The sequence below is a fragment of the Litoribrevibacter albus genome (genome assembly GCF_030159995.1).
In the GTDB taxonomy this organism is placed as follows: Bacteria; Pseudomonadota; Gammaproteobacteria; order Pseudomonadales; family Litoribrevibacteraceae; genus Litoribrevibacter; species Litoribrevibacter albus.
The window spans coordinates 198,598-224,209 of the sequence record NZ_BSNM01000003.1 but is presented as its reverse complement, the minus strand read 5'-3'; the positions used below and the strand labels follow the sequence as shown (position 1 = coordinate 224,209).

General features: G+C 43.2%; 19 protein-coding genes. 7 read left to right on the top strand and 12 right to left on the bottom strand.

Annotated features, from left to right (window positions below):
• Window positions 1–53: 53 nt before the first annotated feature.
• A complete protein-coding gene (locus tag QQL66_RS02795; protein WP_284378508.1) occupies window positions 54–602 on the bottom strand; it encodes a hypothetical protein in 549 nt (182 codons plus the stop codon).
• A gap of 273 nt (window positions 603–875) precedes the next feature.
• Here QQL66_RS02795 and QQL66_RS02790 point away from each other — a divergent pair, with 273 nt between their 5' ends.
• Complete coding sequence (locus QQL66_RS02790; RefSeq protein WP_284378507.1) at window positions 876–1,304, top strand: universal stress protein; 429 nt, start codon at window positions 876–878, stop codon at window positions 1,302–1,304.
• A gap of 83 nt (window positions 1,305–1,387) precedes the next feature.
• On the opposite strand, the gene QQL66_RS02785 is transcribed toward QQL66_RS02790, so the two are convergent.
• On the bottom strand, window positions 1,388–3,319 hold the full coding sequence (locus tag QQL66_RS02785; RefSeq protein ID WP_284378504.1) for an ATP-binding cassette domain-containing protein: 1,932 nt from the start codon (window positions 3,317–3,319) through the stop codon (window positions 1,388–1,390).
• A gap of 322 nt (window positions 3,320–3,641) precedes the next feature.
• Here QQL66_RS02785 and QQL66_RS02780 point away from each other — a divergent pair, with 322 nt between their 5' ends.
• Window positions 3,642–5,627: a transglycosylase SLT domain-containing protein gene (locus QQL66_RS02780; protein WP_284378502.1), complete on the top strand. Its 1,986-nt coding sequence runs from the start codon at window positions 3,642–3,644 to the stop codon at window positions 5,625–5,627.
• 28 nt (window positions 5,628–5,655) lie between these two features.
• On the opposite strand, the gene QQL66_RS02775 is transcribed toward QQL66_RS02780, so the two are convergent.
• From QQL66_RS02775 to QQL66_RS02755, 5 genes are read right to left on the bottom strand one after another with little or no spacing between them, the layout of a single operon-like run.
• Entirely contained in the window at window positions 5,656–6,786 is a 1,131-nt protein-coding gene (locus QQL66_RS02775; protein WP_284378500.1) for a glutathione binding-like protein, read from the bottom strand.
• 56 nt (window positions 6,787–6,842) lie between these two features.
• Entirely contained in the window at window positions 6,843–7,154 is a 312-nt protein-coding gene (locus QQL66_RS02770) for a DUF4389 domain-containing protein (RefSeq protein ID WP_284378498.1), read from the bottom strand.
• Complete coding sequence (locus tag QQL66_RS02765; RefSeq protein ID WP_284378496.1) at window positions 7,154–8,182, bottom strand: NAD(P)H-dependent glycerol-3-phosphate dehydrogenase; 1,029 nt, start codon at window positions 8,180–8,182, stop codon at window positions 7,154–7,156. Before QQL66_RS02765 ends, QQL66_RS02770 begins: the two co-directional genes overlap by 1 nt.
• Before the next feature lie 45 nt (window positions 8,183–8,227).
• Window positions 8,228–8,722 (bottom strand): STAS domain-containing protein, encoded by a 495-nt coding sequence (locus tag QQL66_RS02760; protein WP_284378492.1) that lies wholly within the window; start codon window positions 8,720–8,722, stop codon window positions 8,228–8,230.
• Between the two features lies 1 nt (window position 8,723).
• Window positions 8,724–9,908 carry a response regulator gene (locus QQL66_RS02755; protein WP_284378489.1) on the bottom strand — a complete coding sequence of 395 codons (1,185 nt, stop codon included), beginning with the start codon at window positions 9,906–9,908 and terminating at the stop codon, window positions 8,724–8,726.
• Between the two features lie 245 nt (window positions 9,909–10,153).
• On the opposite strand from QQL66_RS02755, the gene QQL66_RS02750 reads away from it, so the two are divergent.
• Window positions 10,154–10,450, top strand: coding sequence for a PilZ domain-containing protein (locus tag QQL66_RS02750; RefSeq protein ID WP_284379356.1), 297 nt, complete (start codon window positions 10,154–10,156; stop codon window positions 10,448–10,450).
• 57 nt (window positions 10,451–10,507) lie between these two features.
• Here QQL66_RS02750 and QQL66_RS02745 read toward each other — a convergent pair whose 3' ends face one another.
• Window positions 10,508–11,236, bottom strand: a complete 729-nt coding sequence (locus QQL66_RS02745; protein ID WP_284379353.1) for an MlaA family lipoprotein — start codon at window positions 11,234–11,236, stop codon at window positions 10,508–10,510.
• Between the two features lie 198 nt (window positions 11,237–11,434).
• Complete coding sequence (locus tag QQL66_RS02740) at window positions 11,435–12,445, bottom strand: porin (RefSeq protein ID WP_284378487.1); 1,011 nt, start codon at window positions 12,443–12,445, stop codon at window positions 11,435–11,437.
• Between the two features lie 244 nt (window positions 12,446–12,689).
• Here QQL66_RS02740 and QQL66_RS02735 point away from each other — a divergent pair, with 244 nt between their 5' ends.
• From QQL66_RS02735 to nhaD, 3 genes are all read left to right on the top strand, one after another.
• Window positions 12,690–13,604 (top strand): lysophospholipid acyltransferase family protein, encoded by a 915-nt coding sequence (locus tag QQL66_RS02735; protein WP_284378485.1) that lies wholly within the window; start codon window positions 12,690–12,692, stop codon window positions 13,602–13,604.
• Window positions 13,605–13,715: 111 nt separating this feature from the next.
• On the top strand, window positions 13,716–15,101 hold the full coding sequence (gene dbpA, locus QQL66_RS02730) for an ATP-dependent RNA helicase DbpA (protein WP_284378483.1): 1,386 nt from the start codon (window positions 13,716–13,718) through the stop codon (window positions 15,099–15,101).
• Window positions 15,102–15,251: 150 nt separating this feature from the next.
• The gene (nhaD, locus tag QQL66_RS02725) at window positions 15,252–16,655 is read left to right on the top strand and encodes a sodium:proton antiporter NhaD (protein ID WP_284378481.1); all 1,404 of its coding nucleotides are present in this window, start codon (window positions 15,252–15,254) and stop codon (window positions 16,653–16,655) included.
• Window positions 16,656–16,745: 90 nt separating this feature from the next.
• Here nhaD and hrpA read toward each other — a convergent pair whose 3' ends face one another.
• The 3 genes from hrpA to QQL66_RS02710 all read right to left on the bottom strand — a co-directional run bounded on the left by hrpA (window position 16,746) and on the right by QQL66_RS02710 (window position 24,393).
• A complete protein-coding gene (gene hrpA / locus QQL66_RS02720; protein WP_284378476.1) occupies window positions 16,746–20,726 on the bottom strand; it encodes an ATP-dependent RNA helicase HrpA in 3,981 nt (1,326 codons plus the stop codon).
• 129 nt (window positions 20,727–20,855) lie between these two features.
• Window positions 20,856–22,541 (bottom strand): AMP-binding protein, encoded by a 1,686-nt coding sequence (locus QQL66_RS02715; RefSeq protein WP_284378474.1) that lies wholly within the window; start codon window positions 22,539–22,541, stop codon window positions 20,856–20,858.
• A 148-nt stretch (window positions 22,542–22,689) separates the two neighbouring features.
• The gene (locus QQL66_RS02710; RefSeq protein WP_284378472.1) at window positions 22,690–24,393 is read right to left on the bottom strand and encodes an AMP-binding protein; all 1,704 of its coding nucleotides are present in this window, start codon (window positions 24,391–24,393) and stop codon (window positions 22,690–22,692) included.
• Window positions 24,394–24,633: 240 nt separating this feature from the next.
• Between QQL66_RS02710 and QQL66_RS02705 the strand changes: the two genes are divergently transcribed.
• The gene (locus QQL66_RS02705; RefSeq protein ID WP_284378470.1) at window positions 24,634–25,581 is read left to right on the top strand and encodes an alpha/beta fold hydrolase; all 948 of its coding nucleotides are present in this window, start codon (window positions 24,634–24,636) and stop codon (window positions 25,579–25,581) included.
• Window positions 25,582–25,612 lie beyond the last annotated feature (31 nt).

Sequence of the window (25,612 nt, the reverse complement as noted above, 5' to 3'; positions counted from 1 at the left end):
GATCCATATTTCATTTTAGTTGAAATATCCTTGTTATTACCGAAAACGGGACTTCACTCTCCTTCATGTTCATCTAAAGATGCAAAATAGTCACCAAGTAGCCCTCTGAGGGTATTAGCCCAATCTTCAAATTTGATGACATCGTCAGCCGTTCCATCTTCATTCCAACCTATGGTTATCCCTCCGGACAATATCGACACTGCATGAAGTTGCTCTTTATAAGCACCTAGCAATGACTCAATATGCTGTATTATAGCTAGAGGTAATTCACCTTGGTTAATATACCAATCCCATCCTGCAAACGAGGAAGAGGATGAAGTCTCTTCAACATTATGATGACTTCGAATAAGCATCCATCCCGAATGAAGCCTATTGCTTTCAACTCCATCAAATGAATAACCTGCCGCATCGACAGCGCCTTCTTCCACTCGCCCGGATAAATTGATTAACGGGTATTTAATTAATTTAACGCGAACACCTTTGATGATGGCCGCTTGGCGAAGACCTGCAATTCGTCGATCACGCTTAGAGGGCATAATCCACAAAATAGATCCAAGCACCATCAAAAATGCCAAACCAGCGACAATCACCCAAAGCTGCATTACATCACCCTAATTACGCTCTAAATTTAAGAAAAACATTGATTTAAACCAATTCCAACTTTTGTCACACACTTATCATAAAGTTGAAAGATCAAGCACTTACTTCAATAATAAGATCATAGTAAAAGGAAATGGTCTACGAAAATAATTTACTTGAGGATCTCGTAACCCGGTAAATTGTTTGAAGTAAAAAGCGTCATGTGCCTTTCAGAAACCTTAAAGGCCACAGACAAATACGGAAACCTGATGAGCAAGACAACAGAGGATTAAAGGATGACCAACTATTCAACCATTCTATTGGCAGTCGATCTGTCGGAAGAATCAGAAAAGGTAATTGAACCAGCTAAAACCTTTGTTAATGCGTTTGGCTCGAAAATTCATGTCCTTCACACCATTGAACCTTTTGCTTTTGCTTTTGGCGGAGACATTCCTTTTGATGTTGTAGAAATACAAGATCAACTTATTGAGCATGCCAAAGAGAATATGCGTCAACTCATCAACAAAACAGGCATAGAGGTAGTGGAAACTGATGTTGTTGTAGGCTCAGTGAATGCTGAAGTCCACCGTAAAGCCAAAGAGATTGACGCCGATCTCGTCATTGTTGGCAGTCATGGCCGACATGGCTTGGCCTTACTATTAGGCTCTCACGCTTCTGATGTAATTCATCATGCTGAATATGATGTATTGGCGGTAAGAATATAGATCTATAGAAAACGCCCCTTATGGCGAATTTTTAAAGCCATAAGGGGTCGTTTCCAGCACACGAACCGGACGATCTTAAAACGTTAGCCTTCAGCCATCGCTTCCAACTCAACCCAACGCTCCATAAGAACTTCCAACTTTTCCTCTTCTTCGGCTAGCGCCTGAAGTTTGTTGGTCACCAGCTCATGATCCTGCTGATAAAAATCAGCTGCGGAAGTCTCTTCCTGCAACGCTTCAACAACAGCCTCCTGCTCAGCCAATTGATCCGGCATCATATCCAGCTCTCGCTGTAATTTATAACTGAGCTTTTTGGGCTTAGGTTTATCAGTATCTGAATTCTCAGTTTTTGTGCTCTGAACGGTTGAGGAACTCACTGAATCCGTCTTTTCTTCTGGACGTTTAGCCTCTTGGCTGCCTTGATCCAAGAATTTAAATTTCCCTCCGGAAGATTGCCAATCGTTAAATCCACCAATGATTTCTTCAACCACACCGTTTCCGTGGAAGATCAGGGAGTTACTGACCACATTATCCAAGAAAGAACGGTCATGGCTCACTAGAATAATGGTACCGTCAAAGTCCATCAGTAACTCTTCCAACAGCTCCAATGTTTCCATGTCCAAATCGTTGGTCGGCTCATCAAGAACCAAAACATTTGCAGGCTGACTAAAGAGGCGTGCCAGCAACACCCGGTTCTTTTCTCCACCGGATAAGGCTTTCACCGGGGTACGAGAACGCTCAGGCGTAAATAGAAAATCATTTAAATAACCAATGATGTGTTTATTTTGCCCACCAATGGAAATGCTATCCCGCCCTTCCGACACGTTATCAATGACGCTTTTTTCTAGATCGAGCTGACTTCTAAGCTGTTCAAAATAGGCCACTTCCATTTTCGTGCCCAAACGCACATCACCCGAATCAGGAGTCAGTTGCCCTAAAATAATTTTTAGAAGAGTACTCTTACCAACACCATTCGGCCCAATCAAACCGACTCGGTCACCACGCATAAGTAAGAAATTAAAATCATCAAGAATCTTCTGATCACCGTATGCATGAGAAACCGATTTCAACTCAGCAACCAACTTACCTGAACGATCCCCCGAGCTAATTGCAAAAGACGCTTTACCAACCCGGGTTCTGCGCTCTGTGCGCTCTTGCCGCATTGCCTTTAAAGCTCTGACTCGCCCTTCATTACGGGTACGCCGGGCTTTAATGCCCTGACGAATCCATACCTCTTCTTGTGCCAGCTTCTTATCGAATTCTTGCCAGTGCTTTTCTTCAGCAGCTAACCATTCTTCTTTACGAACCAGGAACTGCTCGTACGAACAATCCCAACTGGTTAAATTGCCTCGATCCAATTCCCAAATCCGATTCGCTACCGACTTCAGGAAACTCCGATCGTGGGTGATCAAAAGAATACTGCCTTCAAATTGGGTCAATTGCTGTTCTAGCCACTCAATGGCCAGGATATCCAAATGGTTGGTCGGTTCATCCAGCAACAACAAATCAGGCTCAGAAACGAGTGCTCTACCAAGAACGACTCGTCGGCGCCACCCACCCGAAAGCTCTGACATTTTTTTGTCTTCAGGCAGCTTTAGCCGCTTAAGTATCTGATCAACCTTTTGTTCCAGAGACCAACCATCTCTGGCTTCAATCTCGCTCTGAATTTTGGCTAACTTTTCTAAATCAGCATTAGGATCTGTCGTTAAGGCATGATATTCGGCAATAAATTGGCCCACTTCTGCCAAGCCACCAGCAACCACCTGATAGACGGTTTCATCATCAGCATCCGGCAAATCTTGCTGTAAGACCCCAATCTTCAAACCGTCATGACGGATAATATCTCCACTATCAGGAAGCTGCTCGCCAGACACCAATTTGAGCAAAGAGGATTTGCCCTGCCCATTTCGACCAATAATGGCAATTCGGTCACCTTTGTTAATGGTTTGAGATGCACTTTCGAGAAGGGGCTTATCACCATAAGCCAAACAGACTTGATCCAATTGCAATAAATTCATTGTTCCCACATCTATCTATGACGTATTTACGACACTCTGTTCCGTCATTCAGAACAGAAATAGTTCCTAAGAAATAAAACCTAAAGTGTGATTATTTCTAAACAGTAATAAAAAATTAATCTCTTTAAAATCAGCAAATTAAAAAACATTGTTAAGATTTCTTCACATTTACTCTTGCCAATCACAAAATAAGTCTTAATCTTAGAACTGAGATCATTCTTTAAACAAAAATTGCGGCACACCGATAATATCTATAGCCTCTGCTTTGTGCCCTCGTACTAAGCGATGTCGCCATTTAAATTCGACTGCTAAAGATACAGCCATGTTACTTATTAGAAGCCTCATTGTTGCCATTATAATGTTTCTTCCAACCCTTGTGTTGGCAAAGTTGAGCCATAACCAACAAACTTACATTGATGCACTTGATGCGCTTAAAGATGGGCAAGTCGAGGTTTTTGACAAACTGTCTCATTCGCTGTCCGATTATGTATTGAGCCCCTACCTTGAATACGAACGTATTAAACTGAACGATTATCAGGACATTGAAGCCATCAAGGCATTTATTCTCAAGTACCCAGATCAATCAATCACACACCGACTAAAAGTTGAATGGCTGTCTTCTTTCCCAAAGAAAGAAAAGTGGCAAGCCTTTCTGGACAATTACGATGAGAACCTCTATTCCAGAGAACTTCGTTGTTACTATTTGCGAGCTCTTTACAAAACAGGCAAGCAACAGGCTGCATTAAAACAGACCAAAGACATGTGGGTTGTCGGCCGGTCAGCTCCGAAAGCATGCGACCCTATTTTTAAAGTTTGGCTTACATCAAGCTATTTCAAATCAGAATACGCTTACGAGCGAGTTAAACTTGCTCTCGCCCGCAGAAAAACATCGCTGGCAAGTTACTCTACAAATTTCCTGAAAGGCGATCAAAAGCAAGCCGCAGCTATGATGATCTGGGCACATAAAAACCCGGCAATTCTATCCAGCACGAAGCGCTTTCCTACTGCAAACCCTTATATGAAAGATGCAATCATTCATGGTTTGAAACGTCGTGTTCGCAAGCAACCCGATGCAGCTCTGGCTTATTGGAAAAAACACCGCAATCGCTTTAATTTCTCGCCAGAAGAAATCCATAAAGTTGAACAGCGGATTTATCTAGGATTGGCGCGCCAATACGATAAAAATGCGTCCAAGCTATTGTCCTCATTAAGAGATGAGTACAACTCAGAAGAAGTGCTTGAGTGGCAAATTCGAGTCAGCCTCCGGAATCGGGATTGGCCATCGGTTGTACGTTGGATTGAACAGCTATCTCAAACCAAAGAGATGGACTCGGACTGGCACTATTGGCACTACAAAGCCTACCTAAAACAGGATCAGGAACCACCTCAGATTGTTAAACAGAACTTCACAAAACTTTCTAAAGAACGTTCTTACTATGGTTTCCTTGCATCTGAAATGCTCGGTCAATCTCTGACGTTAACCAATATTCCTGTACCTATATCTCAGGACATGCATTTAAAAGTACAAAACTTACCGGAAATTAATCGCGCGAAAGAACTACTGGCCATAGGCCATCGCCAACAGGCCCATAAAGAATGGCAGTTTGCAGTCAATAAATTGGATCAACAGGGGCTAATGGCACTTGCACGAGTCGCCAGTGATTGGGGCTGGCACAACAGAGCTATTCGAGCGGTCATTGATGCAAACCATTGGAACGACCTAGCTATTCGTTTCCCAACTCCGTATCAAAGCACCTTTGGTAAGGCGGCCACTAAAGTTGAACTGCCATCATCCTGGTTGTTTGCTATTGCTCGCCAAGAAAGTGCCTTTTCAGAACAAGCCCAATCCAGTGCCGGAGCAAGAGGCCTAATGCAGTTAATGCCGGCTACAGCCCGTCAGACAGCAAGAAAAATCGGAATTTCCTCACGCTCATCGTTATATGATCCGGATTACAACATTCGCCTGGGTTCTTCTTACCTATCCATGATGCACAAACGTTTTAAAAAGAATCGAGCCTTGGCTACAGCAGCATATAATGCTGGCCCTCACAGAGTGGACAGCTGGATTAAGTCGTCTACAGCGCTGCCTATTGATGTATGGATTGAAACCATTCCTTATGACGAAACCAGACGTTATGTAAAAAATGTCTTGGCCTTCGATGCCATCTACCAATACAAACTAGGCCAGAAAGAACCTAAGCTTTTCTATAATCATGAAAAAATTTATTTGGGGAAGCATTCAAGAAAAGCCAGTAATGACGAAGCTGACTTAGATAACAAAGCAATCGCTTCAATCGACGCTCTGTAAGCTCACTTAATAATCTTTGGATTTATCTTTAATCAAGAGCGTCGCGATGATAAAAGCCGTGATCTTTAAAGGTTACAGATCGAGTAACCTTCATATCTAGCAGCTCCGAGAGATCTAAAGAATCCAGTAAGTTTTCTATAAACTCCTGATTCTCACCGTCACACGCTGTGTACAAATCCAACAGTTGCTGTAACTGCCATACCTGCTCTACCGCCGTAGGCTGTTCAACAGAAACCGCATTCCAGACAAAACGATGGGTAGAAACAAATCGAGGAATCACTTCGTTTTTAACACGATCATTAGATGCCCATAGTTCCCAAGCCGAAAGATTTTCCTTCCAGAATTGGATCACATCATCGGCAATTAACTGAAACAAAGGATATAGGGTTTCCGGAATGTGTCCTATTTCTTCCCAAGCAGGTACTTCAGGAGCATCAGCTTCTTGATCAGGCCCGGACTCAACACCAATCATTCGCTCCGTCCACTGCTTAAGATTAGGCGCCCTGTCCAACAGTAATTCCCTGGGACGAATGTCTTGATAAAAATGAGCGAACAAGGGCCCCATCAATGCCAGGTCAGCAAGACTTAAACGATCACCAAGCAAATAGCGATGCGTTTCAAAGTGCTTATCCAGTATATGAACCATTTGCTCGGCATGATATTCAAAGAAAGGTCCGTTGTGCGTATTCAAACCAAACAAGCTAAATTTCTGGCGTTCTTTATTGGCCTCCAACTGAGCTTGAGTGGGCGACTGATAAATTCTTCGCAGCCTTAAATAGGCACTCACAATCGCCTCATCATACCCCCAACGCATATAAAGCGCGGGTAAATACATAAAGGAATCGCAGTATAACTCAATGAGTTTAACTACAAACTTCAGTACTGGAGTATCAGGAATCACGGAGCATGACGACTCAGAAGCCATCGCTTCAAGAGAGTCAATCGTATTGATATGCGGCTGAAAGATGCTGTTATCAGGAGTGATTAAGACAGGACAGTCTTCCAACCCTGTCTTTGCTTTAACTAGCTGATCAAATTCCTTTTGAGTAGGAACGACCTCATCAAACGGGAGGGACTGATAATCCAGATACGCTCTAATTTTCGCACTGTAATAATCAGCTCGAGTCGCATAAAGAAGGTGATTATTCACACTGTCCATTTTATAGCTCACCTCCCCTGGTGTTTGAGAGACTTCCTGAGAAAATTACTGGGAATTTATTCTGATTTAGTTCGTCCCAACTCCTTTACCATCTCTTCACTGGTTGTTGGCCAATCAGAGAAAGGAAAAGGTTTTTCTTCAGTGTTATAAGTCAGATACTGAAATATTTGATAATAATAGCAGCTTATCCCATCGCCCAACTGCCTCAAAGTTTCATTATCTTTATCCGTAAGCAGATGAAATAGATATTGAGCAATCACCAATAACAAAAGCACAACATCTAATAATCGATATATCACCGCGAAAAGCACCATGAAGGCTAAACGCAACAACTTGTTTTCTAACTTTGCCTGATCATCATAATTCATTATTCATCACCATCCTTAACAGCAAATTCCACATCCTGCTTATGAGCACCTAACATTAGGCTCCTAGCTACATCTTTTACAGTTTCACCTTTGTACAACACCTGATACAAACCAGAAACCAATGGCATGTATACACCCATTTCTTCTGCTTTATCGTAGACGATTTTGAGCGTATTGATACCTTCCGCCACTTCTCCTAGCTCATCTACGGCTTGCTCAAGGTTCTTTCCTTTACCGATAGCAAAACCGACACGATAGTTTCGACTAAGTGGAGACATACACGTCACAATTAGATCCCCTACCCCAGATAGTCCAAGGAAGGTCATTGGGTTTGCTCCTAATTGCACTGCAAATCGACTCATTTCAGCCAGACTGCGGGTAATGAGCATACTCTTGGTATTTTCTCCTAACCCCAATGCAGCAGCTAAACCAGAGATAATTGCGTAGATATTCTTTAGGGCACCGCCTAGCTCAACGCCATAATTATCATGGCTTGCGTAGACTCTAAAATAATCATTACTTAATAACTTTTGCACCAATTGGCATTTTTCATCATTGGAGGATGCAATTACTGAAGCAGTTAAATGTCGCTTAGCTATCTCTTTCGCCAGATTAGGGCCACTTAGAACACCCACTTGATCCGTAACGAGTTCTTCTTGAATGATTTGACTCATTAGCTTGAAGGATTCAACTTCAATGCCTTTAGTGGTGCTTACAAAAAACTGGCTGTCATTTGTATATGGACGGATTTGAGTTACAACGGATCGGAAGGACTTACTAGGAATCGAAACAAACACCACTTCTGCATTTTCCACCGCCAGTTTAAGATCGGTCGTCGGAATCAAGTTTTCGTTTAGATGGTAATCAGGCATATATCGCTGATTCTGGCGGGTCACTAGAATCTCATCGACTGTTTCCTGGCTTCGCATCCATTGAAAAACCTGGTGTCCATTTTCTGCAGCAATATTTGCAATAGCAGTTCCAAAGCTGCCTCCGCCTAATACGGCAATCTTGACTGATTCAGTCATGAAAAATCCTATCGAAATTTAAATATTAGAACAAAGAAACAAAGATCAGCCGTGCTTACCATCACCTTCCAAGGTGTACACTAGATCTTTAAAGGTTTCTTTATTAGATTCGTTCATTGCCATTAAAATTTTATGAGCTTCAAGCACTTTTCTATGAACGACTTCTTCACTACCTTCAATAACGGGTAGCTCACTTAGATTAATTGGGGTTGTAAGAGGTTTATTCAAGATCACAAAAACCTGATGAAAGCCCATACTTTCCAATATACGGGTAATATCATTATTTGTGGAAATGATTGTTGGGATGAGGTGGTGTTTTTTTCTGGATAAAACAGAAATTTTTGCAAGTAATCCAAGAGAAGTACTGTCGATGCCATCAGTCTCAGTAAGGTCAATCAGCACGGCTTTAAGCTGATCACTCTGACACATAGATTCAAGAAATTCATCTAAGGTTGCACACAATGTAAGACGAACATCCCCAATGAACTTTAGAATGTATGTACCGTCTTTCTCTGAAACGAGGATTCTACCGTTTTCCATATTACATCCGACGAGTCAAACTCAGAATAGCAATATCATCTGGAGCGTCTTGAATACTTTTGAGCTTCAAGGTTTCACAGATACCGTCAATATTATCAGCTCCAGCTGCCACGACATCCAACAAATATTCTTCTTTCTCTAACAAGCTCTTTTCACCGAGTAACTCAAGAACACCATCGGAAAAGGTAATTAAAGCAAAATCATCCGCGACGATTTCCAGCTCTTGCTGAGAATATTCAGCCTCTTCAAATAAGCCTACTGCAAAGCCACCATTATTGGAAAGAAATTCACAGTGATTACCAGATTTCAAAATCGGGAGTGGTAAGTGACCACCAATGCTATAGACCAAAGTATTCTCTTTTGTATCCAACACACCGTAAAAAATAGTCAGATGCTTACCCATGCCTGTTTCAAGCAATTCTTTATTTATTCGCTCAAGCACCAAAGCCGGTTGGAGGATATCATCTTTACCATGCTTCTTATACGACTTTCTCAACCGGATAGTAAGATTTTTCAGAAGAACGGTAACAAAGGCTGAGGAGGCTCCATGACCCGAAACATCAGCCATGTAGAGCAGGACTTTATCCTCAGTAATACGGAAATAATCAACAAAGTCACCGCTAAGATATAAGGAAGGAAACAAGCGATGCTGGATACGATAATCACCCGCTTCATATTCCTGTCGAGGCAACATCCGTTGTTGAATATGACGCCCCGCTTTTTGATCCTGTTTTAGAAGGGAAATCCGTTCACGAAGTTCTTGGTTTGCAGCTTCAAGTTCTTCCCTATACAAACGGTTTTGATCAATCAGTTGTTTCTTTTCAAGACACTGCTCAATGGAGTGAACCAATATCTCCATATCCACAACAGGCTTAACGATATAATCCGAGGCACCGAGTCGAAGAGCCTGCACTACATCTGTCATTACGCCAGCGCCCGAAACAACAATCACGGGAGATTCGGGTGACGACTTTTTGATCTCCGAAAGTACGGTCAGCCCATCCATCTTGGGCATTCTCAAATCACACAATACAACGTCCGGCTGAGATTGAGTAAAAAGTTCTAAACCACTACCACCATCACTGGCTTCTTCTACCAAATAGCCACTGTCTTCCAGATAAGCAACCAGACTACTTCGAACAGCATCATCGTCATCGATAATCAAAATTTTGCCTGATTCAGTCATTCGGCTTCCATTCCTTCGTGCAAATAATTCAGATTAAACAGTCATTTCAGGTAAATCACAGGAAATCTAACACTACCAGCTAAGAATAGCACCCTAATCTGTAGAAATGACAATCAACGCACAATTCTTCACTTTAGAGTGACTCCTTATCCGACAAACTTTGCCCTTTCTTTACACAGAGCTAAACTAGCAGTATAAAGTGGTCTATATACAAGAAAAATAAATACCGAACTAGAGGTATTGTGATGTTGGCTCGCGACTATCAAGAAAAAAGAAACTTTATTCGGATGCAGATGGATGTTCCAGCAACCATCACTCTGACACATAATGACCAGGTTATTCAGGCACGCTGCCTGGATTTAAGTGGTAACGGCATGCTTCTCTCTTCGCCAGAACCTATTCAGGAAGAATCAATATTTCATATTGTTATCTCTTCTACCCGACCGAATCTTCCACCTCTAGAGGCAGAAGTAAAATGCACACGCTGCATTGAGAAAGACGGTCAGTATGAAATTGGTGTTCTGATTGAAGACATAAACTAAAGAGGGGCTCATTTATGAGCCCCTCTTTAGTTTATGAATTGATTCAAGCGAAGAAGTTTATTCCGGCAGGTCTTCAAAATCATCAATTGAATCAGAGAATGGATCTGTAACAGCGCCGTCATTCACCTTGAATTCACGTGTTTGTAGGTAAGCATCACGTAAGAAAACGTACTTATCATCACCAAAAACCACTCGTTCAGCAGCCAGCAAGTCAGCTCGCTTATCGACCGCATTCAGACCAGTCATTCCAAGACGAGTATCCGGATGAATTTCTTCACTCATAGGTTCAAAGTCTAACGGGCCTGGAGTGTACCAATCACCGACACGTCCCGCTGTATCACGAAGGGTACTTGGACCAAAAACCGGCAACATCAAGTAAGGCCCATTTGGTACGCCCCAATAACCTAAGGTTTGTCCAAAATCTTCATCTCTTTCATAGATACCTGCATGGGTTGCAACATCCACCAAACCAAACCAACCAACAGTTGAGTTCAACGCAAAACGACCAAGACTGACGCCAGCACCTTCAAACTTCAATTGCAGCAAATTATTAACTGTGTTCTCAAGTTCACCTAGGTTACGGAAGAAATTTGTCACACCCTGATCCGCAACAGATGGCATAACGTAACGATACCCTTCTGCAACAGGCTTCGCGATATAAGTATCCAGCCACTCATTAAGAGAAAAAACACTGCGATTAAATGGTTCCCACGGATCGGGATCACTCGCTTCAGACGCCGCCATGGCACTCAAAGGAAAAAGAAGTATAAAAATCAAAGGCAACACACGTTTCAATGTTATATCCCTTAAACAACGTCAGTAAAAAAACGACAAACTACAGAGACATCACTCTATTTACAAGAGGCGATTTCTTAAAATTAAATGAGAATCAAAGAATAAAATAGTTCCATTATTTATAGATGTAAAAAAGGGAGCTAATCAGCTCCCTTCTCAGTTCAGAATACAGTGATGTAATGTGTATTCTTAGAACTTATGCTCTAGACCAAGACCGTAAACAGTCAACTCGTCTTTTGCGTCGTTTTCACCGTCGCCATAGTAAACATAAGTCTTAGTTTTCTTACCTAGCTTGTAATCAACGCCAAGAGTGAACATTTCGCCACCCTCACCATCGATTGGACCTTTGGTATCTACCGACTGATCCGAGCTGATGAACTGACCTTTAAAAGTCAATTTATCCATGCTGTATGCAGCACTCAAAAGGAAACCATCATCATCGTAATCTTTATTCGACTCTAACTCACCTTCAGACGTTTGATAAAGAGCACCCAAAGTGATGTCATTGATTTTGTAACCAGCAACCGCACGAATAATGCTGATGCCTTTGTTTTCAGTCATATCGTTTTCATATGCCAACGCAGCATAGAAAGGTTGCTTCTTATATTTGCTGTCGCCAGCGGTTACAGCAATAGAAGCACCTTCACTGATACCATCACGAACTTCATCATCAGTATCATCCCCATTTGTATCACGTTCAGCGCCATCACCCACTTCGATCATAGTATCGATTGTGAACATATCTGCGAACTTAGGAGAGGTATAGCGAATCGCATTATCCTGACGATTTTCACCATCAAGAAGGATATTCATATCAACCACATCGCTGAACAGGTCAACTTTACCTTGAGCTTTTTTAAGTGGCGTATCCATGTTACCCACTTTCAAAGTACCGAAACCACCTTTCAAGCCAACAAAGATATCACGCTGTTTGAAAACGTCTTTCGAGTCGCCAGCCTCTTCTTGGTCTGGAGAAATTTCATATTCAAGTTGATAAATAGCAGTCAGACCATAATCCAGTTCTGCGTCACCTTTAAAACCAAGACGTGATGCATGACTTTCAAGTTCCCAAGTATCTTCACCAGTATCGACATTACGAAGAGATACGTTCAATTTACCGTAGATAGTTGCATCAGCAAGAGCAACACCAGGAACAGCTACAGCAGCAGCGATTGCGAAAGGTAGTAGTTTACGCTTCATTAATATGCTTCCCATTAATATATTTAAGTGCATTACTTTTTTAGAGAACTCAGAGCCAGTGCTCATCCGTTGAAGCGTATTCTTGATGTTTAATGTTACAGATGAATAAAAAATTTATTACATATATGTTTCAGTTATAAATAACACCAGAATCAGCCATATCCTTGATTTTTAAAGCGCTAACCCTAGGAGCCACATCGAATAAGCGATAGAATTTGCGGTTTATTTTTCATGGGAAAGTTAAATGGCCAGTAAGCACAAACATAAACCAGTGTGGCACCCCGCCCTTTTACCTTCTTGGTTTGTCGTTTTCATCATGTATTTAGTCTCCCTCCTTCCGATGACATGGAAACAATCATTGGGAGACAAACTAGGCAGAATGGCCTTCAATAAACTAAAAGGCCGTCGCAATGTTGGTAAGAAAAACATCGCCGGTTGCTTTCCCGAGCTGTCAGATCAAGAACAAGATAAATTGGTAGAAGATACCTTTGTCGCTTGTGCAAAGGGTTTTCTAGAAACCACGCATTCCTGGTGGCGAAATGTTGATCCTTATGTAGACACTCTCATCATCACCGGACAAGAACATCTGGAAGAAGCAAAACGTCGAGGAAAAGGCGTCTTCTTGATTGGTGGTCATTTCAGCATCTTTGATATTGCCCTGCCTTTCTTTGCTGCACAGCTGGACAAGCCGGGCTACATGTATCGACCGAACGACAATCCTGTCATCGACCGAATGATTGAAAATGGCAGAAGACGGCATTACAACATTCAAGGATTCGACAAATTTCACCTGAAAGATATGATCCAATACATCAAAGAAGGTGGTGCGGTATGGTATGCACCAGACCAGGATTTTGGCCGTAAGTGTGAAGTATTTGTGCCGTTTTTTGGCGTCAATGCAGGCTGTATCACGACCCCAAGCTGGATTGCCCGTGAATCGGGAGCAACGGTCATGCAAGTAAGTCAGTTCAGACATCCTAACGGACAGTATGAAATCTGTTTTTCACCGATCCTGGAAGACTTCGGACAGGATGAAGAGAAAGATGCAGCAACCTGGAATGCCCATCTGGAAGCCGCAATTCGCAAACACCCAGATCAATACCTATGGCTACACAAGCGCTTTAAAACACGTAAGCCGGGCGAAGACAAGTTTTATTAATCGCCACCTTTTGTCTGTCCTAAACAATTACCAAGATCAAAACCATCTATGATTGGAGTAACGTGTTGTAGCGATACTCCAATTTCTTACCTTCTTACTCTGGAAACTACTGTGTCAAACCAAGCCTTTAGCTCACTCGACTTACCATCAAAACTCCTCAGCAATCTTGATCAGCTTGGTTACAAAACCATGACCGACATTCAAGCACTGAGTCTTCCCGTTACGCTGGAGGGTAAGGATCTAATCGGTAAAGCCAAAACCGGCAGTGGTAAAACCGCTTCATTTGGCATTCCTATTCTGACGAAACTAAATCCAAGATTTTTTGGGGTTCAGGGATTGGTACTTTGCCCAACGCGAGAACTGGCCACCCAGGTTGCCAACGAAATTCGTAAACTGGCCAGATACTTATCAAACATTAAAATCGTAACCATATGCGGTGGCCAACCCATTGGTCCGCAAATCGCAACACTTGAACACGGTGCTCATATTATTGTTGGCACACCGGGCAGAATTAAAGACCACCTCAGAAAAGGAACGCTTCAATTAGAAGGTATTGAAACCTTTGTGCTGGATGAAGCCGATCGCATGCTGGATATGGGCTTCTTTGAGGACATCAACTACATTGCTGATTTCACGCCAAGAAAGAAACAAACATTATTATTCTCTGCAACCTTCCCCACGGACATTGAAAACTTCAGTAAGAATTTTCAACGCAACCCGGTTGCTGTAGAGGTTGAAAGCAGCCACTCACAACAGCATATTCAACAAGCGTTCTACAAGGTTGAGAAAGGGATCGAGCACAAAAATAAAGGTTTGGTACGTATCCTTAGGAATTTCCAACCAAAACAAGCGATTGTCTTCTGTAACACCAAACAAACCTGTAATGACGTTGCCGACTATCTCAAACAATGCGGTTATTTAGCACTCTCTCTTCAAGGTGACATGGAACAAAGAGAACGTGATTTAACCTTGGTTCGATTTGCCAATCAAAGCGCTCATATACTGGTAGCTACCGATGTGGCAGCACGAGGAATTGATATCGCAGCATTGGATGCCGTGGTGAATTATGACCTACCACGTGATCCAGAGGTTTACGTTCATCGTATTGGCCGAACAGGCCGAGCGGGCGAACAAGGTCATGCCTTCAGTCTCTACCTTGGTTCTGAAAAGATGAAATACGACCTCATCAACAGCATGCAGGCCGAGCCAATTGAGATTCTTGAGATTGATACCTTAAAGGAACACGGTCCAAGGCCGGAAAAAACCAGAATGGTGACGCTTGGCCTGGATGCAGGTAAGAAGCATAAACTCCGCCCTGGAGATATTTTAGGTGCCTTGACCAAAGAAATCGGCATTCCTGGATCAGCCATAGGCAAAATCAACATTTTTGACTTTGTAAGCTATGTTGCGGTGGATCGTTCAGAAGCGAGACAAGCAGTTAATGGCCTAAGTGAAGGCAAGATTAAAGGCAAGAAAATTCGCGTACGTCGGATATAGCCCTTTAAACACTAGGGATTAACTCTTGATTTAGGCCAAGTAAAAACAAGATTGTGAGCTGATCTTATATTTACTTGGTCTCCGGTATGATAAATTCTCAACGCTTGAAATGCATACCTGAAAACAATAACTCTCTAGGATCTAGTAGCGATGAAGTACCTACCTCTATTTGTCCTCTTTGCGTTAGCTCCAGGTCTCGTGTCAGCTTCTGAAGCGCACAACATTTTGGATCTAACCCAAAGTTGGACAGGCTATATTGCCATAGCCATCTTCACCTTAGCTTATACCCTTGTAATTCTTGAAGAACAGATACACATGCGAAAATCAAAGCCAGTGATGATCGCAGCAGGACTGATCTGGGTCATCATTGCACTGACATACAATCAACACGGTAATCCTCACGCCGTTGAAAGTGCCATTCGTCATAACTTCCTGGAATACACTGAACTCTTCTTTTTCCTACTGGTTGCCATGACCTACATTAACGCCATGCTGGAACGAGGTGTTTTCGAAGAACTTAGAAATTGGATGGTTAACAAAGGGTTCAGCTATCGAACACTTTTCTGGACAACAGGCATCCTCGCATTCTTCATTTCTCCAATTGCAGATAACTTAACCACCGCATTAATTATGTGTGCAGTGATCATGACCGTCGGTCAAGGCCAGCCTAAATTTATTACACTAAGCTGTATCAACATCGTGGTTTGCGCTAATGCCGGCGGTGCGTTCAGCCCATTTGGTGATATCACCACCCTGATGGTATGGCAGAAAGGTCTTTTAGCCTTTGAAGAGTTTTTCTCTCTGTTTATTCCTTCCGTTACGAATGCATTGGTTCCCGCTCTAATCATGCAATTTGCCATTCCGAAAGGTAAGCCAGAGATCCTAGGTGTGGACTCAAGTCATTCTGCAATGAAATATGGTGGCTTGGTGATCGTAGGCTTATTTTTAGTAACCATTATCACGGCTGTGAGCTTCCATAACTTCTTACACATACCACCGGTCTTCGGCATGATGTTAGGTTTGGGCTATCTCAAACTGTTTGGTTTCTATTTGAAGCGTAAGTCACGTATGTATAACTTCGGCCCGGAAAACCCACCGGGTTCCAATGTTGACCCGTACAATTTCGATGTATTTAACCGCATTGCCCAAGCAGAATGGGACACCTTATTCTTCTTCTACGGCGTCATCCTGGCGGTAGGTGGCCTTGGCTTCATCGGCTATCTGAATCTCACCTCTGCCTTTATTTACGGCGATTTAGGCCCGACCGTTGCTAACACTCTGGTTGGATTGCTTTCCTCGATTGTCGACAACATCCCGGTAATGTTTGCCGTGCTTACAATGGAGCCTGATATGTCTCAAAGTCAATGGCTGCTGGTAACGCTAACGGCAGGTGTAGGTGGCAGTTTACTTTCGATTGGATCTGCGGCCGGAGTGGCCTTGATGGGTCAAGCCAGAGGCCAATACACCTTCTTCGCCCATTTGAAATGGACTCCGGTGATTGCCCTTGGTTACTTCGCTAGTATTGGAGTTCACTTCCTAATCAACGGCAGTTAATCAGAAGGCTAAGTTTAATTAGAACGTACGATTTAATTAAAAAGCCTCATTCAATTCTGACCCACAACCGGGTCAGAATTGAGCGATTGATTATAATTGGACCGTCTTCCAACACTCTTCTAACCGTTTTGCTGAAACCTTTTGCGTCGTTCCAAGCGCTTGTGCAAAAAACGAAACCCGCAACTCCTCAATCAACCATCTGAACTCTGTTAACGCCGGATCATAACGGTGACGAGTTTTGTTTTTCTCAAGCATGTTCGAATAGCGATTCCAAAACTCATTCAAGGTGTTCATATAATCCTGAGCTTTTAGAATATTTCCTTGGAGTTTATCCAAACGATATTCAATGGCATCCAGATAGCGAGGATAGTGTTTTAAAACATCTGGTGGTGTCTCAGTCAGGAAGTTACGGTAGACCAATTGAGACAAGTGTTTCTTCTCATCACTGAATACAAAAGCCGTTGCTAAGGTAAATTTGCCTTTCAGTTTATTTGCCAACCCCTGATATTTGAGCATGATCGCATTTAGTAACTCTGCCATGTCACATCCTCGATCATACAAGTCTGATCGAATACCTTCATACAAGTTCTGGAATACGTCAGGTGTTCTCACAACGTCTAATTCATCAATATATCGAAGTAACAATGCTGTGACGAAATCATCAATCAACTGATTGCGATTGCCTATGGTGGCAAAACACAACGCCGTTTTCTCAAACTTTGGCAGTTCTTTGATCAGATGTAAGATCTGAGGTCGTAAAGCAATTTTTAATAAGCGACAAACACCAAATCGATGCTGATGGTTTGCCCAAAGCTCGCTATCCGTTAACGCAATAGAAGCACTGGCCGAATCATCTTGTAAGTAAGGGAATCCCTTAACCACGACTCCGGAAACACTGTATTCCCACTCACTGGGTAACGAGCCGAAATCCCACTCAGTAATGTCTTTGCGGTTAAACTCATCCGGTGTACTGGAAGAGAGTTTTAAATCAGTAGACTTATCACCCCAATTTTCCAGCAATTGATGCAAATCCCGACCTTGATCGATCACATTATTGGCTTCATCAATGAGCTGAATGTTCATGGTGAGATGCGGCTCAACTTCAACTCGTTGCCAATGCTCCTCACTGACACGGATGCCGGTGAGGTAGAACAACTGATCCGAAATCTGATCAATCAGACGCCCTTTACCTTTGGTTAACCTTGGCAGCACCTTTTCCACATAGTCAGGAACCGGCACAAAGTGACGTCGAAATTGTTTGGGCAGCCCCTTAATCAAAGCCACACAGCGTTCTTTCAGAAAGGCAGGCACCAACCAATCCAGTTCTGCCTCAGGGACTTGTTTTAAGGCTGACAAAGGCACTTTTAAAGAGACCCCATCATCTTCCTTGCCAGGAGAAAATGCGTAACTCAGCGGCAGTTTCAACTGCCCAAAGCTCATCACATCCGGAAACTCATCTTCAGACAAGGCAAACTGATCGTCTTTGAACAAATATTCCTTGGAAATCAGCAACGCCTGATCTCGGTTCTGACCTTTTTCTTTTCGCCACTTTTCGAAGCTAATATGTCCTGTCACAGACTCAGGCAGCAGCTCATCGTAGAAACGATACAGAGTCTCATCGTCCACAAGGATGTCTCTACGACGGGTTTTATCTTCCAACGCTATCACTTCGTTAATTAAGGCACGATTTTTTTGGAAGAACCTGGCATTAGTATCGTAATCACCTTCCACCAGTGCCGTTCTGATAAAAATTTCTCGACACAGCGCAGGGTCGTGTTTCTGGTAAGACACTTTTCGTTTTGGCGTGGTTGTCAGACCGTAGAGACTCACACGTTCAAACGCAATGACCTCACCTCGCTTTCGCTCCCAATGAGGCTCAGAGTAATGGCGTTTGACTAACTCACCCGCCATTTCCTCAACCCAATGCGGTTCAATCTTGGCGACCATGCGAGCAAACAGCTTCTGAGTTTCCATCATCTCTGCTGCCACAACCCATTTAGGTGTTTTACGCGCTAAAGGTGTACCCTGCCCTATATAGAAAAGTTTTTGACGAGCGCCTTGATACTCACGACGTTCTTTTAATTGACCAATTTGAGCCAACAATCCTGTTAACAACGCCTTATGGATGGATTCGTAAGACGCAGTATTTTCATTCTCTTTCAGATCGAGACTCTTTGCGAGAATGTGAAGCTGGCGATGCATATCTCGCCACTCACGCATCCTCATGTAAGAAATGAAGTTCTTCTGACACCACTTCCGAAGTTGGCTATTACTTACTTCCTGACGCTGCTCTTCGTAGGCATTCCAAAGATTAATTAATGCCAAAAAGTCGGATGACTCATCTTTAAACGCCGCGTGTTTTTCAGCCGATTGCTGTTGCTTATCTTGAGGACGCTCTCTTGGGTCCTGTAAACCAAGCACACCGGCAATGATAATAATCTCAGACAAACACTTGAGTTCATGGCCGGCAATTACCATTCGGGCAATACGGGCGTCGAGCGGTAAGCGAGCCATTTGACGCCCTACCTGAGTCAAGCGCTGTTGAGAAACAGCACCTAGCTCTTGCAACAGACGGTATCCATCTTTAACAAACCGGGAATCCGGAGCCTCCACAAATGGAAACTTTTCAATGTCTCCCAACCTAAGATCGAGCATTTGGAGGATAACCGTTGCCAGATTGGTTCGATGAATTTCAGCGTCTGTAAACTCTGGACGCTGAATGAAGTCCTGCTCATCAAACAATCGGATACAAATACCCGGTGCGGTTCGTCCACATCGACCTTTACGTTGATTTGCACTGGCCTGAGAGATCGCCTCAATGGGTAAGCGCTGAACTTTGGTGCGATAACTGTATCGACTAATTCGAGCAACACCTGAGTCAATGACATAGCGAATGCCCGGCACCGTTAATGAGGTTTCAGCCACGTTGGTAGCGAGGACAATCCGTCTTCCCCCACCGGAAGGGTTGAAGATCTTATTTTGCTCAGCGCTACTCAGACGAGAATACAAAGGTAGGATTTCTGCATCTCGATAGTCTCTGGCTCTCAGTTCTTTTGCAGTTTCCCTAATCTCTCGCTCACCCGGTAGAAAGACCAACACATCACCATTTCTTGGCCACTTCTGACCATCAGGTCCACCGGTCTTTTCAATGTGCTCTAATTCCTCAATGCCTTGCGCAATGGCTTGAAAAAGATCCAAATCATCCTGATCTTCAACTGAACTTGAAAGCGGTCGATACCAAGTCTCGACAGGATAAGTACGTCCGGATACCTCGATTACCGGTGCATTATTAAAATGCTTTGAGAAACGTTCGAGGTCGATGGTTGCAGAGGTTATAACGACTTTTAGATCAGGTCTTTTCGGGAGAATGCGTTTTAGATAGCCCAACAAAAAGTCGATATTCAGACTTCGCTCATGAGCTTCATCAATAATGATGCAGTCATACTGATTAAAATAACGATCAAATCGGGTTTCATTAAGCAAAACCCCATCGGTCATCAATTTAATCAGGGTCTGTTCATTGGAGTTATCTTTAAATCGAACCTGATAACCCACTTCTGCGCCGACCTCGACCTTCAGCTCTTCTGCCAAACGATTAGCAACTGATGTCGCCGCTAATCTTCGAGGTTGAGTGTGGCCAATACGAGCTTTTCGACCATAGCCCAGTTCAAGGCAGATCTTAGGAATCTGAGTGGTCTTACCTGAGCCGGTTTCACCGGCAATAACCGTCACTTGGTTTTCCGAAATGACTTTTTTAATTTCATCAACTCGTTCGGAAACCGGTAAAATTTCAGGGTATTGGATCGATAGCGATACAGACTCACGACTGTTTCTGATATCAACAGAACGCTCAATACGCTTAACTATTTGCTCAACCGTTAAGGGTTTGCGAGGTTTAGACGCCCTCTTTTTAGTATTGGAAGCTTTGCCCTTGGGTTGCTCAGCAGAATCCTGTCCTTTACCCAGACTTTCTTCCAAGTCCTCAATCGCCCGCCGTAGAGAATATTGATCCTTTAACAAGCATTGAGCGACTTGATCTTTAAGCTTCGTGATCAATTCGTTTTGGGACATAACCGCTGACCTAACCTATGAGAACGTCTAAAAAATTAATTGCGAGGTAGAAAAGAGTACAAACAAAAAAGCCCCGCTACCTTAGCGGGGCTTTTCGAAGAGCTCAAGTACCGATTTAATCGTTAGCGATTAAGCCGCACCGATTTTCTTCAATTCTTCATCACGAAGCTCACGACGAAGGATCTTACCAACGTTTGTCTTAGGTAGTTCATCGCGGAACTCAACAAACTTAGGTATTTTATATGCTGTCAAACCATCACGACAGAAATCACGAACTTCTTTGTCCGTTAAATTTTTGTTGGTTGTCACAGCAAAGACCTTAACCGCCTCACCACTCTTATCGTCTGGTACGCCAATTGCCGCACACTCAACGATGTCTGGGTGGCTCACGATGAAGTCTTCAAGCTCGTTTGGATAAACGTTGAAACCAGATACGATGATCATATCTTTCTTACGATCAACGATCTTCATGAAACCATCGTCTTTAATTACCGCAACATCACCTGTTTTCAACCAACCATCTTCAGTAATGGTTTTAGCGGTCTCGTCAGGACGCTGCCAGTAACCTTTCATCACCTGAGGACCTTTAACACAAAGTTCACCAGGCTCACCCAAAGCTAGATCATTACCATCGTCATCAATGGTTTTACAGATGGTGTTCGGAGCAGGAATACCAATAGTACCAATCTGGCCATAACCAGGAGGGTTGAACGATACAATTGGAGAGGTCTCAGTCATACCGTAACCTTCAGAAACGATACAACCCGTCACTTGTTCCCATTGATCCGCAGCGTCTTTCGTTAACGCCATACCACCAGAAATGGTTAGCTTCAAAGAGCTGAAGTCTAACTTGCGGAAATCTTCGTTATTACACAACGCCACGAATAAGGTATTAATACCCAGCATACCTGAGAAATCCCAGTTACCCAGTTCTTTAATGAAACCAGGAATGTCACGTGGGTTTGGAATCAAAATACTGTGGTTACCTGTGTACATCATAATCATACAGTTCACTGTAAATGAATAGATGTGATAAAGAGGCAACGGCGCGATCACAGTTTCCTGACCTTCGTTCAGCACAGCTTCGAAGAAAACGTGCGCCTGACACATGTTCGATACCAAGTTACCGTGCGTTAGCATGGCACCTTTTGCAACACCCGTTGTACCACCGGTGTATTGAAGAACAGCAATATCATCACGGTTAACAGATGCTTTATCAAAGCGTCCAGAAGCACCCAGCTTCAACGCTTTATTCAATGAAATATGTTCAAGATTATCGTAAGCAGGAACCATCTTCTTAACACGTTTAACAACTGTGTTGATGATTTGCTTTTTAGGGAATGGGTGAAGATCAGCAATTTCAGTAACGATAACATGCTTCACACCAGTACGAGGAACCACGTTTTGAGCCAGAGATGCCATCCCCGCATAACAAACAAGTGCTTTGGCACCTGAGTCATTAAACTGGTGTTCCATTTCGCGCTCAGTATACAACGGGTTGGTATTAACCACGATCATCCCTGCACGCATTGCACCAAATACCACAACTGGGTATTGAACAACGTTAGGGAGCTGAACAGCGATTCGATCGCCTTTTTCTAGGGTGGTGTGATTCTGGAGATAGGAAGCAAATTGTGCAGAGAGTTTTTCTAATTCACCGTAAGTGATTGTTCGTCCCATATGAGTAAACGCAGGCTTTGTGGCAAACTTTGCGAATGACTCTTCCATAACTTCGACAACGGAGTTGTACTTTTCTACATCTACTTCACTAGGAATACCTTCCGGGTATTTGTCCTTCCAGAAATTCTCAATCATATAGCCTCCTAACCAAGCTCCATCCTAAAAAAATTAACAACCCAAAAATGAGTGAGGCAGAAGCGTAACAGCTTTCTGCCTCATAGAGAAGGTAATCAGCATTAAATCTTTTTCATTAATAAAAGAGGTAATGCGTTTTCCTTTTCGGTTAGTTTGACGCTAGCTCCGCATCACGAAGTTCACGACGTAAAATCTTACCAACGTTTGTCATTGGCAGCTCTTCACGGAACTCGTAATGCTTAGGAATCTTATAGCCAGCCAAGTTTTCACGACAATACGCTTTCACTTGATCAACCGTTAGACTCTTGTCATCAGGAACAATGAATAACTTAACTGCTTCACCAGATTTCTCATCCGGAATACCAATCGCAGCAGCGTGTTCAACACCTGGCAACTTAGCAACAACGTCTTCAATCTCATTTGGATAGACGTTGAAACCAGATACAAGAATCATGTCTTTCTTACGATCCACGATTGAGATGTAACCTGCTTCATCAATTTGAGCCACGTCACCAGTTTTCAACCACTCACCGTCAAGGAAAGTTTCAGCCGTTGCTTCTGGGCGTTTCCAGTAGCCTTTCATTACCTGAGGACCACGAACACATAGCTCGCCACGCTCGCCTTCAGCAACGTCTTGACCATCATCATCAACCAAACGAATTTCGGTAGATGCAACCGGTAGACCTACAGTACCGTGTTTAATGTAGTCACCTACCGGACTTAAACATACTGCCGGAGAAGTTTCAGTCATGCCGTAACCTTCACCGATGTCACAGCCTGTCATTTCTTTCCACTTCTCAGCCGTTGCACGAACCAACGCCGTACCACCGGAAAGCGTCATTTTCAACTTGCTGAAATCCAGGTTTTTGAATTCTGGGTCGTGCATCAAGCTTACGAACAACGTATTCAAGCCAGCGAAAGCTGTAAACTGGAAAGGCTTAATGATCTTGATGAACATTGCAGGATCACGAGGGTTGGCAACTAACACACTGTGGTTACCAAGTGACATCATGCACATACAGTGACAGGTAAATGCATAAATATGATACAGAGGTAATGGCGCAATAATGGTTTCATTGCCGACATCCATGAACGGACGACCAGTTTCCGGGTTCTCTTGCTGAAGAGACGCACGCACCTGAAGCATGTTAGCCACAAGGTTACGATGAGTCAGCATTGCACCTTTAGCAACACCTGTCGTACCACCGGTATACTGAAGAACAGCGACATCATCTGAATTCGGGCTAGCCACTTTCATTTGATGTTTTGCACCTTGTTTTAGTGCAGAACGGAACTTAACCGCTTGAGGCAAGTTAAACTCAGGAACCATTTTCTTGATGTGTTTTACCGCACCATTGATCAACCAACGCTTAGGCGCTTCACGCATGTCAGCCAAGCTGGTCACGATCAAATGTTCAATGCCGGTTTCTGGCAATACTTGCTGAACTTTATCACCGAACGTGTCCATAAAGATCAACGCTTTTGCACCAGAATCATTAAACTGGTGTTTCATCTCACGTACAGTGTAAAGAGGGTTAGTGTTTACCAACACCATGCCCGCACGCAGCGCACCGTATGCAGCAATCGGGAACTGAACGATGTTTGGCATTTGAATCGCAACACGATCACCTGGTTGCAAATTAGTGTGATTTTGAAGATATGCAGCAAAATCAGCACTCAAGCGATCAATATCGCCCCAAGTAAAGGTTTTGAACACACTGGTGAAAGCCGGACGGTCAGCGTATTTTTTTACTGAAGTTTCCAGTACTTCGACAACGTTCTTGAATTCATCAGGATTAATGGTATCAACGACACCTGGTGGGCGTTTGCCACTCCAGAAATTGGCATCCATAGTAATAGGTCCCTGTTCGTAATTATTGTTCTATTTAGAGATTTATTTTTTAGAACTGGGACAGTATCAACATTGTAAACTTTTGTGAATACTTTCTAGGGCTTTAATGCGCTCCTTTTGTCGAAAAGCGCCGCATGGTTCTCGTAACACTGCCGAATCACTTCCTATTGACGACCTTTTCAGGTTAGTATTTTGTCCTTTTACACAGAGTTCACTCTTCGACGTCATGGATCTGACCTAATGGAAAGCAGTACAGGCACTATTCACGGAACAGATAACTCACCCATTTTTTACCGTTGCTGGCTCCCTGATCAACCCGACCAAATTCAAGCCGTTATTCACATATCACATGGAATGGCAGAGCACAGTAAACGCTATGAGCGCTTTGCTGAACAATGTGTGGCTAAAAATGTCGCAGTCTATGCACACGATCACCGAGGTCATGGGCACACCGGTGCTAAAGACATGCTAGGTCATTATTGCGACCATAAAGGTTGGAAATTGGTTTTATCGGACATGAATGATGTCCAATGCATGATTCGTAGAAATCACCCTACCACCCCTATCTTTATTATGGGACACAGCATGGGTTCGTTTATCACCCAAGGCTATGTTTTCAAATATCAACCAGACATCAAAGGCTTAATTTTATCCGGCAGTAACTACAGTGCTCCTATCAAATACAAAGCGGCCAGACTGATTGCCAAAATGGAAAAATTACGAAAAGGCCCAAGATTTCAAAGCAATCTTATTGAAAAGCTCACCTTTGGCAGCTTTAACCAACGGTTTAAACCAAATCAAACCCAATATGACTGGCTATCCAGCGACCTGACAGAAGTAAGAAAATACATTGAAGACCCGCACTGTGGTTTTATTTGTACGACCCAGCTTTGGTGTGACTTACTTGCAGGCCTAATCAATATTTCACAACCAAGCGCATTTAAACGGCTCTCACCTGACACACCTGTGCTTATCTTTGGTGGCCAGGAAGACCCAGTTGGACATTTTGGCAGTGGACTTATTGCACTCTCACGCCACTACACAGATGCAGGCATCAAAGATGTAGATCTTCAGATTTATTCTCAAGGTCGACATGAAATGCTTAATGAAGTGAACAGAGAAGAAGTGGGCTTACATATTCTTAGCTGGCTAGATTCAAAGCTCAGAGCATTGGACTCGGTTAACTAGCTCCCCTTAAAGGGTTAAATTACTAAAGAAC